General features: G+C 39.5%; 12 protein-coding genes and 1 pseudogene. 1 reads left to right on the top strand and 12 read right to left on the bottom strand.

Translation table 11 applies throughout. The features are described from left to right. Nucleotides 1–174: 174 nt before the first annotated feature. The 4 genes from WYK_RS18340 to WYK_RS18325 all read right to left on the bottom strand — a co-directional run bounded on the left by WYK_RS18340 (nucleotide 175) and on the right by WYK_RS18325 (nucleotide 3,624). Nucleotides 175–480, bottom strand: a complete 306-nt coding sequence (locus tag WYK_RS18340) for a YunC family protein (protein WP_040375903.1) — start codon at nucleotides 478–480, stop codon at nucleotides 175–177. Nucleotides 481–544: 64 nt separating this feature from the next. Continuing rightward, entirely contained in the window at nucleotides 545–1,918 is a 1,374-nt protein-coding gene (locus WYK_RS18335) for a bifunctional metallophosphatase/5'-nucleotidase (protein WP_040375902.1), read from the bottom strand. 13 nt (nucleotides 1,919–1,931) lie between these two features. Next, nucleotides 1,932–2,756: a sulfite exporter TauE/SafE family protein gene (locus WYK_RS18330; RefSeq protein WP_040375901.1), complete on the bottom strand. Its 825-nt coding sequence runs from the start codon at nucleotides 2,754–2,756 to the stop codon at nucleotides 1,932–1,934. A 22-nt stretch (nucleotides 2,757–2,778) separates the two neighbouring features. After that, complete coding sequence (locus WYK_RS18325; RefSeq protein WP_040375900.1) at nucleotides 2,779–3,624, bottom strand: DUF72 domain-containing protein; 846 nt, start codon at nucleotides 3,622–3,624, stop codon at nucleotides 2,779–2,781. Nucleotides 3,625–3,724: 100 nt separating this feature from the next. Between WYK_RS18325 and WYK_RS18320 the strand changes: the two are divergent. Further along, nucleotides 3,725–3,985: pseudogene (locus WYK_RS18320) on the top strand (GGDEF domain-containing protein); the annotation flags it as partial. Between the two features lie 43 nt (nucleotides 3,986–4,028). On the opposite strand, the gene sufB reads toward WYK_RS18320, so the two are convergent. From sufB to WYK_RS18285, 8 genes are all read right to left on the bottom strand, one after another. Beyond that, nucleotides 4,029–5,426, bottom strand: coding sequence for a Fe-S cluster assembly protein SufB (gene sufB, locus WYK_RS18315; RefSeq protein ID WP_040375898.1), 1,398 nt, complete (start codon nucleotides 5,424–5,426; stop codon nucleotides 4,029–4,031). A 66-nt stretch (nucleotides 5,427–5,492) separates the two neighbouring features. Beyond that, a complete protein-coding gene (gene sufU, locus WYK_RS18310) occupies nucleotides 5,493–5,924 on the bottom strand; it encodes a Fe-S cluster assembly sulfur transfer protein SufU (protein WP_040375897.1) in 432 nt (143 codons plus the stop codon). Further along, complete coding sequence (locus WYK_RS18305) at nucleotides 5,914–7,143, bottom strand: cysteine desulfurase (RefSeq protein WP_040375896.1); 1,230 nt, start codon at nucleotides 7,141–7,143, stop codon at nucleotides 5,914–5,916. The genes sufU and WYK_RS18305 overlap by 11 nt, the downstream gene beginning before the upstream one ends. Continuing rightward, the gene (sufD, locus tag WYK_RS18300) at nucleotides 7,143–8,450 is read right to left on the bottom strand and encodes a Fe-S cluster assembly protein SufD (protein ID WP_040375895.1); all 1,308 of its coding nucleotides are present in this window, start codon (nucleotides 8,448–8,450) and stop codon (nucleotides 7,143–7,145) included. The genes WYK_RS18305 and sufD overlap by 1 nt, the downstream gene beginning before the upstream one ends. Nucleotides 8,451–8,465: 15 nt before the next feature. Next, a complete protein-coding gene (gene sufC / locus WYK_RS18295) occupies nucleotides 8,466–9,251 on the bottom strand; it encodes a Fe-S cluster assembly ATPase SufC (protein ID WP_040375894.1) in 786 nt (261 codons plus the stop codon). Nucleotides 9,252–9,671: 420 nt separating this feature from the next. After that, complete coding sequence (locus tag WYK_RS25165) at nucleotides 9,672–9,812, bottom strand: hypothetical protein (RefSeq protein WP_169732068.1); 141 nt, start codon at nucleotides 9,810–9,812, stop codon at nucleotides 9,672–9,674. 221 nt (nucleotides 9,813–10,033) lie between these two features. Further along, complete coding sequence (locus tag WYK_RS18290; RefSeq protein WP_040375893.1) at nucleotides 10,034–10,390, bottom strand: carboxymuconolactone decarboxylase family protein; 357 nt, start codon at nucleotides 10,388–10,390, stop codon at nucleotides 10,034–10,036. Between the two features lie 113 nt (nucleotides 10,391–10,503). Further along, nucleotides 10,504–11,337, bottom strand: a complete 834-nt coding sequence (locus WYK_RS18285) for a MetQ/NlpA family ABC transporter substrate-binding protein (RefSeq protein ID WP_040375892.1) — start codon at nucleotides 11,335–11,337, stop codon at nucleotides 10,504–10,506. Between the last annotated feature and the right edge of the window lie 11 nt (nucleotides 11,338–11,348).

The raw sequence follows: 11,348 nt of genomic DNA, 5'->3' as shown, positions 1-11,348 counted from the left end.
CACTGTTATTTAATCTGTCTCTGTCCTAGTTATCGGACATCTCTACCCGATTCTAAAGCTTCAATACTATATCCGTTATTTTAGTATACGATACAGATAAAATGAATAGCTATATAAACTGGATAAAAATACAAGATTATTCGATAATTCCCCATTAAGGCGCATCTCTTGGAACTAATCAGTCATTTTTAATAAGGCTTCTCGTCCAGTCATTCCTTTAGTAATCCCTAATTTTTCTGCTTCAGTCGTGACTGCTTCAAGGGGTGCCTCAAGCAAGTCATCAATAGAAGTGACCCCCACTGCCCTGCCCGCTATGATTTTTCGATGATTCAATTTAGTATTCAACTGGTGAACATCGAGTGCACCGCACATAATATAACCACTTTTAGAAGTGATCATAATAAGTGTTGTCTTTGGAAGATAGATGGTGATTCCAACAAATGTGCTCTCTTCAATCGTTAGTGGTCGATAATCAATCATAAATATCCGCTCCTTTCCTTCTTACCCATACTGTATGAAGGAATGGAGCTTTAAGTGCCCAGATTTAATCTGTTTTAAGTTTCCATGCCAAGATATCCCGTAAAAACTCTGGCATCAAGTATTCCTTATGTTGAGATCGTTGAAGATGGGGAAAGAAATACCCAAACGTAAACATATCAGGAAGGACTAGTTTATACTGCTTCTCTGGATTCAGTTTTTCTCCATCAATTAGAATATACTTGACCAGTCCATTGTTCGTTTTAATAAAGTCAATCTTATCGTACACCATGTTCCCCATGATTTTCCCTCTAAAACCGAAACCCTTTACCGGCATATGCGGCCATTCAGGATTTAACGATTGCATGATAATTTCTTTTAACTGGCTTCCGCTTAATGACACTACACATGGATTAATCGGATGTGGAAGTATACGGTGAAGATCCGCCTTTGTCACCTTCCCCTTTGGCAATCCTTCTAAAAGAAGGCCAGCATTTAAAAACGCACAATCCGCGGAACTCCATTCCCTTAAAGCCTTGCATAATATGTCTGGTAAAATTGAAGGAGTAAACCATTGGGTTTCTAAAGCTTCTGGCAAGGTAGCTACGACTTCTTGAAGTGCCTGGCTGCCAACATCAAGGAGAGATTGTTCCCACTTGGATTCGCCTTCTATCTCATTAAATTCATTTGTGTCATATAACCAGGCTTTTTTATCAGTAACCTCTCCGATTTCGTTTACTGTCAACTCCACATGTCCTACATAAAATCCGTACTTTCCTGCCCCGCAGAGCAAAGATTGATTAACCACTTTTCCATGATGCAAGATATGGTGTGTATGTGCACCGAGAATCACGTCTACCACTGGAAAGTCCGCAGCAATTCGTTCATCATCATGGATTCCTAAGTGTGAAAGCAACACTATTATGTCTGCTTTCGATTTCAGAGCGCTTAGTTGTTGTTCTAATTCTATAAAAGGCTCACTAACTTTCCATCCAAGTGCTGAATATAATTTTTGAAAATTCGCGGTTAAACCAAGCATTGCAATTCTTGTTCCGCTGGTTGTCGTATGTATTTCATATGGCAATGCCCATTTAGGACGTTCGCCGTTTTGTTGATAGATATTCGCAGCCAGTACTTTAAAATCTGCCTTCTCATAAAGAGAATCCAAATCCTCATATGTCATAGTAATTCCTTCATTGTTTCCAATTGTCACATACTGATATCCAGCCTCGTTTAAAAGTTCAATATTGCCTTTCCCATGCGTTCCTTCCGTATATGGATGCCATCTATCTACATGATCACCTATATCGAGAATCAAACATTCTTCTCCCGTTTCAACATGCAGTTGTTGTCTGCTCCGCAAAAAGGCCTCAATACGCGGCCATTTTTCAAAATGACTATGAAGATCATTTGTATGATATATGTGAATCGCTTCTGACATCGTTCGTCATCTCCTATCCTGTTATTCCATTGATTATTAGGCGGAGACCAATGATGATGAGCACAGCCTTTAATAATAATGCTAATGTTTTACCTGTTAAACGTGAATTAATCATAACACCGAGTTTTGCTCCAAACCAAGCACCTGGAATAAGTGCCAGTACATACGGCCAAATGACATTTCCTAGATAAATATGTGTAATGGAATTTGTGATCGATGAAAGAAATACCATAAACATGGACGTAGCAACTGCCACATGCGGTGGGAAGAAAAACAGCAGCATCATAGCTGGAACCATCAAAGAACCTCCGCCTATTCCAAACAACCCGGAACAGAAACCAACACCAAAAGAAAGGATAACAGCTAGTATTGGATGATAGCCATAAGTATATGCTTGCCCATCTTGATAGATGGTTTTTGTTATCTTATGCTTTCCTTCCTTAAAAACGACCGGTTTTAGTTGATCCTTTACTAAGAGTACCAGTGAAATTAAAATCACAAAGCTGCCAAAATAAAGAGAAAAGGCATCTATCTGCAGGCTTTTGTTCGCAAATGCACCAATGATTCCACCAGGGCCGCTGCCTGCAAAGAATATCAATCCAGCTTTATAGTCAGCTGTTTTCTTTTTTAGGTAAGCAAGTGTTGACGAAAGTCCCGTAAAGATCATAATAACTGTCGATATGCCCACTGCACGCTGCGGCGTTAAACTTCCAAGAAGGTCCGTTGAGCCAGCAAGAAAAAGCAGCGCAGGCACAATGATAATCCCGCCTCCAAGTCCGACCAATGCCCCAATAATCCCGGCGATTAACCCAATTGCAGCTAATACCATCCATACCATTTACAATCCGCCCCATCCCATTCTAAAAGAAATCGAGCTGTTTTGGTGCCAGCCCCTCATACTCTATATTTAATAATTCTATCATTTCCTTTGCATTGCCAGCAGCATCTCCACCAGAATTATTATTAAACAGCACAAATATGTCCTTGCTCTGCTTTTCCAACATTCTCAAACGTGTTACCCACTCCTGCAGCTCCACGCGATTGTATTTATAAAGATAACGGACTTCCCGCCAATTTCCTGAGGAAGGCTTTTTCCATCCATAGACATTTCGACCGTGAAAACGGACAAGTGTCTTTTCTTGATTGGTCGCTTGAAGGACAAGTGGTACAGAACCTTCTCCAGACTGTGGTTCATCACATATAGCATGGATCCAGCTCTCTCGTTCCATAAAATCCAGCGTTTGTTCACGTCTCTTTCCTGTAAACCAACTCTGGTTGCGAAATTCTAAACTAACTGGTACATTGTCCATTTCAGCTCGACACCATCTCAGATATTCAACATTTTCACGAGTGCAGTCAAACCAAGGTGGAAATTGAAAAAGGACCATAGCGAGCTTTCCAGCTGATTGATATGGTGCTAAAGAGGCATGAAATGCATCAAACATTTCCTTTCTACTTTGAAATGGAATTTCTCCACGGGTATGAGTAGTCATCCCTTGATAGGCCTTTACAACAAATTGAAATCCTTGGGGTGTATCTGCAACCCACTTCTTCGAATTCCTTTCTGGCTGTACAGCATAAAAAGAAGCATCCACTTCAACGGTTGGAAAATGCGAACCATATTCAAGGAGCTTATTCCGGGGTGACAGCTTGTCCCCATATAACCGATCATGATCTCCCCAGCCTGTTACACCAATGTAAATCATTAAGTATCACCTCTACATTTAAAAAAGTCTCTCCTCATTATATAACCCAAAAACGAAACCATAAAGCCTCCGAAACTGATTTTACCCATTACGATATGGTGGTGAGGAGTTTGTTCTGGCACTGAAAGGTACTTTGATGGAAGCCGAAAAGTTAGCTAATCAGCTGCGCAGACATATAGAAACACAACCTCTACTCGCGACTGAAGGGGAGATTTCTGTTACTTTGAGCAGTGGTGTAGCTGAGGCAAGTAAAAAAACAGAAGAAACTCTGTATGAGCTTTTGCATAAGGCTGATGAAGCACTTTATTCAGCAAAGCGCAATGGACGTAATCAAGTTCATGCCTATTCCCTTCAAACATAAAAGAAGACGAACTCAGGAGAGTTCGTCTTCTTTTCAATGCTAATTATCCGATAGAACCTTCCATTTCAAACTTGATAAGGCGGTTCATTTCTACTGCATATTCCATTGGCAATTCTTTTGTGAATGGTTCGATGAAGCCCATTACAATCATTTCTGTTGCTTCTTGCTGAGAAATCCCGCGGCTCATCAGATAGAACAATTGCTCTTCTGATACTTTGGAAACCTTAGCTTCATGTTCAAGAGAAATATTATCATTCAGGATTTCATTATATGGAATCGTATCTGATGTTGATAGATTATCCATAATTAACGTATCACATTCAATATTTGAACGGGCACCGTCGGCTTTACGTCCGAAATGGACGATTCCACGGTACGTTACTTTACCACCCTGTTTAGATATTGATTTTGAAACGATTGTAGAAGACGTATTTGGCGCAAGATGCGTCATTTTTGCTCCTGCATCTTGATGTTGTCCTTTACCAGCAATCGCGATGGATAACGTCATACCACGTGCACCTTCACCTTTAAGGATGACAGCAGGATATTTCATTGTCAGTTTAGAACCGATGTTTCCATCAATCCATTCCATTGTCGCATTTGCATCACATACAGCCCGTTTAGTAACAAGGTTGTATACGTTATTTGCCCAGTTTTGAATGGTTGTATAACGGCAATATGCGTCTTTTTTGATGATGATTTCAACAACTGCACTATGAAGAGAGTTAGTTGTATAAACAGGAGCTGTACAACCTTCTACATAGTGGACACTTGCGCCTTCATCTACAATAATCAGCGTACGTTCGAATTGTCCCATATTCTCAGAGTTAATTCGGAAATAGGCTTGAAGCGGCGTATCTACTTTTATACCCTTAGGCACGTAGATGAAAGAGCCTCCAGACCAAACAGCAGAATTCAAAGCAGCGAACTTATTATCTGTTGGAGGAATCGTTTTACCGAAATGCTCACGGAATAGATCTTCATTTTCTCTTAAAGCAGAATCAGTATCTTTAAATACGATTCCCATATCTTCAAGTTCTTTCTTCATGCTGTGGTATACCACTTCTGATTCATATTGAGCAGAAACTCCAGCTAAATACTTTTGTTCTGCTTCAGGAATTCCTAATTTATCAAATGTCTGCTTAATTTCATCAGGAACCTCATCCCATGATTTTTCTGATTTCTCAGATGGCTTCACGTAATAAGTAATTTCATCAAAGTTTAAGCTGTTTAAGTCTCCACCCCATTGAGGCATAGGCATTCTATAGAAATGCTCCAATGATTTCAAGCGGAAATCTAACATCCATTGTGGTTCACTTTTCATACGTGAAATTTCTTCGACGATTTCTTTAGTTAATCCACGTTTCGAACGGAATATGGATACATCTTTGTCTGCAAAGCCATATTTATAATCACCGATTTCAGGCATTTTCTTTGCCATAGCGCTATTCATCCCTTTCAATGAAGGCTGTGGTCTTTACACATGTCCACAGCCTGCTCATTTATCTTACTGTTCCTTTAAACCCTTTTCCATCGCTTTCCAAGCTAAGGTAGCACATTTAATTCGTGCTGGGAATTTAGAAACCCCTTGTAATGCTTCAATATCTCCAAGATCGAGACTATCGTCATACTCTTTTCCCTGAATCATTTCCGAAAATGTTTTCGATATGTTCAGAGCCGTCTCAATATCTTTACCCTTTACGGCCTGCGTCATCATAGAAGCAGAACTCATAGAAATAGAGCAGCCATCACCGTCAAACTTAGTGTCTACTACGATTCCATTTTCAACCTTCATCGTTAAACGAATTCGGTCGCCGCAGGTTGGATTATTCATATCTATGGTCAAGTTACCATCATTAAGAATCCCTTTATTACGGGGTTTTTTATAGTGATCCATAATGACCTGTCGGTAGAGTGTATCTAAGTTATTAAAAGACATTACTGAAATACTCCTTTGTTTTGACAAGCCCATCTACAAGCTTATCAACATCTTCCTCCGTATTGTAGAGGTAAAAGCTGGCACGCGCAGTGGAAGAAACATTCAGCCACTTCATTAATGGCTGTGCACAGTGGTGTCCTGCCCGAACAGCGATTCCTTCTGCATCCAATACGGTTGCAACGTCATGCGGGTGAACCTCATCAAGATTAAAGGTAATAACTCCCGCACGTTTTTCAGGATCAACTGGTCCAAATATAGTCAGACCTTCCACTGCAGACATTTTTTTCATTGCGTATGCTGTCAGTTTATGTTCATGAGCTTCAATATTTTCCATACCGATTTCTTCAAGGAAATCAATAGCTGCACCAAGGCCGATTGCGCCTGCAATAATAGGGGTTCCACCTTCGAACTTCCACGGAAGCTCTTTCCAGGTAGAATCCTGCAAGCCGACAAAGTCAATCATTTCACCGCCAAATTCTACCGGTTCCATGTTTTCTAAGAGTTCTTTTTTACCGTATAAAACACCTATTCCAGTTGGTCCAACCATTTTATGGCTTGAAAAAGCAAAGAAGTCACAATCCAAATCACGAACATCTACCTTTAAATGCGGTGTACTTTGTGCACCGTCAACCACCATAACTGCACCATGCTCATGAGCTATTTCGGCTATTTCTTTTACTGGATTAATCACGCCAAGTACGTTCGACACTTGCATAATGGAAACAATTTTTGTGGAATCGGTTATGGTTGCTCTAACATCATCCAACGAGATCGTTCCGTCCTCTTTAAGAGGCAAATACTTAAGTGTCGCACCTGTTTGCTTTGCAATTTGCTGCCAAGGAATAATATTACTATGATGTTCCATATAGGAGATCACAATTTCATCGCCAGCAGAAAGGTTGGCGCCTCCATAGCTTCTTGCTACCATATTTAGAGATGCAGTTGTTCCCTTTGTGAAAATAATTTCTTCCGTCGAGGCTGCATTTATGAATTTTCTTACCTTTTCACGTGCCCCTTCATACGCATCCGTAGCTTTTGTTCCAAGAGTATGGACTCCCCGGTGTACATTGGAATTGTACCCCCGGTAATATTCTTCAATGGTTTCAATCACAGAAGCTGGTTTTTGTGATGTAGCCGCACTATCTAGATATACCAGCTGATGTCCGTTCACTTCTTGATTTAATATTGGGAATAGCTTACGAATTTCGTATGGGTTCATTATCTAACTTTCCTTTCGATTACCTCAGCCAATTGTTTCTTAACGCCTTCAACAGGCAATTGATTAACAACAGGTGCAAGGAATCCAGTAATAACTAAGCGTTCAGCGTCTTGCTTAGTAATACCGCGGCTCATTAAATAATAAAGCTGCAATGGATCAACGCGACCAACAGACGCAGCATGGCCGGCAGTAACATCATCTTCATCAATAAGAAGAATCGGGTTCGCATCACCGCGTGCTTTTTCACTAAGGATTAAGACACGTGACTCTTGCTCAGCGTTAGCTTTAGATGCACCATGTTCAATTTTACCAATTCCATTGAAAATAATGGTCGAATTGTCTTTTACAACACCGTGCTTCAAGATATAACCTTCAGAGCGTAATCCGTGATGAATAATTTGAGTCGTGAAGTTTTGTTTTTGCTCTCCACGGCCAACAACAACGCTTTTCGTATCCCCGAATGAACCATCACCCATTAGGTAGGTAGTGTTATCAGAAATAGTATGACCATCATTCATCAGACCAAGCGCCCACTCAATACGTGCATCACGGCCAGCTACACCACGGCGGTTTACATAAGTCGTAAAACCAGCTGATAATGTATCAACAGCTCCGAAAGCAACATGAGCATTTGCATTGGCAATGACTTCAGTAATAATATTTGCAACACCTTGATTAGATTCTACAGTTGAAATGTAGTTTTCTACATACGTTACATGACTATTATCTTCAGCAACAATTAAGACGTGATTGAAGAGTGTTGTATCCGGGTTATCTTGAATGAAGATAGCTTGGATTGGCTGTTTCACTTCAACATTTTTCGGAACATACAGGAACGCTCCACCATTTACTAATGCTGCATGAAGTGCTGCAAGACGATGTTCATCAGCCTTTACACCAGATTTCATGAAGTACTTTTCAACTAAATCACTGTGTTCACGGGCAGCTGTAAATAAATCTGTGAAAATGACACCTTGTGCTTTTAATTCCTCAGAAAGACTGAAAAATGCAGGCGTATTATTCCGTTGAATATATAAATTGTTATTTTCCTCTAAATTAATAAGTGGTTTTACCGCTTCAGGAAGTTCTTCAAATGAAGCATATGCTTCACTTTTCACGACATGCGAACTAAAGTTAGTGAAATTCCACTTATCGATCTTCGTTTTATCAGGTTTAGGCATTGGAATAGCATCAAGTCCATCAAATGCTTGATTGCGTTTTTCAGTAAGCCAAGCCGGTTCATTATTTTGTTGTGAGTAAGTGTTGATATACTCTTTTTCAACTGATAGTTTTGTTACGGTAGTCATGGCAAATCCTCCTACTTACGCTTCTTGGCCAACAGTTTCGTCTTCGATGCCCAGTTCTTGTTTAATCCAGTCATATCCTTCAGATTCTAAGCGTGCAGCAAGCTCAGGACCGCCAGATTTAACGACACGTCCTTGCATCATAACGTGTACGAAATCAGGAGTTATATAATTTAACAGACGTTGGTAATGTGTAATGATTAAGCAGCCGAAATCTTCTCCGCGCATTTCATTAATACCTTTAGAAACAACTTTAAGCGCATCAATATCTAGACCAGAGTCAATTTCATCAAGAATAGCAATTTTCGGTTGAATCATCATTAATTGAAGAATCTCGTTACGTTTTTTCTCTCCGCCTGAGAATCCTTCATTAAGATAACGTTGTGACATATCTTCAGACATTTCAAGGAATTCCATTTGTTTATCCATTTGACGGATAAATTTCATCAATGAAATTTCGTCGCCTTCTTCACGACGTGCATTAATAGCAGAACGAAGGAATTCAGCATTTGTAACCCCGCTGATTTCACTTGGATATTGCATAGCAAGGAACAATCCTACACGTGCACGTTCATCCACTTCCATATCCAATACATCTTCGCCGTCAAACGAAATACTTCCGCTTGTTACTTCGTATTTAGGATGGCCCATAATTGCAGCAGAAAGTGTTGATTTACCTGTACCATTTGGTCCCATGATTGCGTGGATTTCTCCACCTTTTACTTCAAGGTTTACACCTTTTAAAATTTCTTTGCCTTCGATAGAGACATGAAGATCCTTAATTGTTAAAGTTGAAGCTGACATATGAATACCTCCGTGATCTATATTCCTATTTTATAGCGATAAGCTATTTTCTCTCTTTATAAAAGTTATTCTCACTTTATTCTCATTACAATTTTATAACAAATCAAATCTGTAAGCAACCATTACGGTATACTTTCTACTACCGTCATAGTATTAACCTTATACCCTCTATACATATTGTGTCCATAAAACCGGCTTTTCTTTCGTTAAACCCTTACATTTAGCGATTTAACTACATAGCTTACACTGTAATATAAATTAGCACGGATTTTAAAATAATTTTAGGCAAAATAAAAAACCTGCCTCTTTGGTCAGATAAATGCTGCCGCATCGAAGAAGGCAGCATTAACTCAGCTTATCCTTCACCCATTAGGCATATTATCTTCCATTAAAGGCAGATTCTTTGTTTTGTTATTTATTTTAAGAATGAAGTTTCCTGCGAAGTTCATTAACGATCATATTGCTTGCTTCATAATCTCTCTCTCTTTGTTTCTCGACTTGGATCCGGACATCTAACCTCCTGCCGTACTCACTATAGCCTACGCCATGTGATTGTTGCATCGCCTTTTCCATTTCGCTGGTTACGTTAAAATCTAGAGAGTTGATAATGAATCAATCCTTTCTGGTTTTGTAGTTCTAATCTTAGCATGCTTTTAAATGATTACTCAAAGGTCATATACCCTCTCTACCATTCACTAAACATGATATGACTTAATAACAGCCAGCATATAAGGTATAGATGAATAATCCCTCTTAATCGCTGGCTCTTAAGCAGTAAGTGTCTAACGTAATAAATCATCCAATGCTTCTTGAACAAGTGTAACTCCTTGGCTAAGTGCGGCACCGCCTCCAAATGCACCAGTTACTCCAACTGCTTCCATGATTTCTGTTTCGGATGCTCCATTATCAATACAGCCCTTTAAATGATAAATAATACAATATTCATCCTGTGCGTATAGACTGATTCCTAAAGCTATTAATTGTTTTCCCTTTTGAGTAATTTGCCCTTCCTTAAAACAAGCTTTCGCAAAATCATTGTAGGGGCCTGCAATTTCCGGCATCTTTTCAGTAAAAATCCCCATTCCATGTTTGAATTCATAAAGCGCTGCTTCAGTCGGATTAACTGGTTCGGTTGTCATTAGTAACATCTCCTTATCCATCGTTTTTCTCTAGTATGGTCAGATGCTCAACTGATATACCAAACAGAAAAAAACAAAGAGGCTGCTCCAAGGAGCAGCCTCAACTCATCTATTTATTCAGAAACAGGTACAACCGCACCTTCATATTCTTCTAATATGAAGTCTTGAATTTCTTTCGAATGCAGTACTTCTACAAGTGCTTTAATCGCCTTGCTGTTTTCATCGCCTTTTCTTACAGCAATTACATTCACATATGGTGAATTTTCATCTTCAATAGCAATGGAATCTTTAAGGGGATTCAAGTCTGCGTCAATTGCGTAATTGGAATTGATCATAACCGCATCGCCTTCTTTATTATTATATACCTGAGGCAATAATGCTGCCTCAATATCGGTTTTGAACGTAATTTTTTTCGGATTATCCGTAATATCTTTGACAGTAGCCGTCGTTTTATCGATGCCTTCTTTAAGTGTCAATAATCCCTTAGCTTCAAGCAATGATAACGCACGACCATGATCAGCAACCGAACTGCTCATAATTATTTCAGCACCATTTGGAAGTTCGTCTAGAGACTTGTACTTTTGTGAGTAAATTCCGATTGGTTCAATATGGATACCGCCGGCATTTACAAAGTCATATCCATTTTCAGCAATTTGCGCTTCTAAATAAGGAATATGTTGAAAATAGTTCGCATCCAGGTCTTTTTGCTCTAATGCTTTGTTCGGTAAAACATAATCTTGGAACGTTTCAATTTTTAGCTCGACTCCTTTTTCTTTAAGAAGAGGTTGAGCTTTTTCAAGTATTTCCGCATGTGGTACGTTAGAGGCACCTACCACTAGTTCTACTGAATCTTTACCGTTTCCGCCTTTATCTGAATCGCCATTGCCGCATGCAGCAAGCGCGAATGATAGAACGAGAATTAATGCAAAACTGACTATCTTTTTCATGAATTCATCTC

Source organism: Peribacillus psychrosaccharolyticus ATCC 23296, assembly GCF_000305495.1.
In the GTDB taxonomy this organism is placed as follows: domain Bacteria; phylum Bacillota; class Bacilli; order Bacillales; family DSM-1321; genus Peribacillus; species Peribacillus psychrosaccharolyticus.
Note: the sequence above shows the minus strand (reverse complement) of the source record. Positions and strands in the feature narration are given on the sequence as shown.

Bases quoted from the DNA above. Each gene is read 5' to 3' on its own strand.
- sufC (WP_040375894.1), bottom strand. From the start codon at position 9,251: ATGTCAGCTTCAACTTTAACAATTAAGGATCTTCATGTCTCTATCGAA.
- sufB (WP_040375898.1), bottom strand. From the start codon at position 5,426: ATGGCAAAGAAAATGCCTGAAATCGGTGATTATAAATATGGCTTTGCA.
- WYK_RS18335 (WP_040375902.1), bottom strand. From the start codon at position 1,918: ATGTCAGAAGCGATTCACATATATCATACAAATGATCTTCATAGTCAT.
- WYK_RS25165 (WP_169732068.1), bottom strand. From the start codon at position 9,812: ATGCAACAATCACATGGCGTAGGCTATAGTGAGTACGGCAGGAGGTTA.
- WYK_RS18290 (WP_040375893.1), bottom strand. From the start codon at position 10,390: ATGACAACCGAACCAGTTAATCCGACTGAAGCAGCGCTTTATGAATTC.
- WYK_RS18285 (WP_040375892.1), bottom strand. From the start codon at position 11,337: ATGAAAAAGATAGTCAGTTTTGCATTAATTCTCGTTCTATCATTCGCG.
- WYK_RS18325 (WP_040375900.1), bottom strand. From the start codon at position 3,624: ATGATTTACATTGGTGTAACAGGCTGGGGAGATCATGATCGGTTATAT.
- sufU (WP_040375897.1), bottom strand. From the start codon at position 5,924: ATGTCTTTTAATAACTTAGATACACTCTACCGACAGGTCATTATGGAT.
- WYK_RS18305 (WP_040375896.1), bottom strand. From the start codon at position 7,143: ATGAACCCATACGAAATTCGTAAGCTATTCCCAATATTAAATCAAGAA.
- sufD (WP_040375895.1), bottom strand. From the start codon at position 8,450: ATGACTACCGTAACAAAACTATCAGTTGAAAAAGAGTATATCAACACT.
- WYK_RS18340 (WP_040375903.1), bottom strand. From the start codon at position 480: ATGATTGATTATCGACCACTAACGATTGAAGAGAGCACATTTGTTGGA.
- WYK_RS18330 (WP_040375901.1), bottom strand. From the start codon at position 2,756: ATGGTATGGATGGTATTAGCTGCAATTGGGTTAATCGCCGGGATTATT.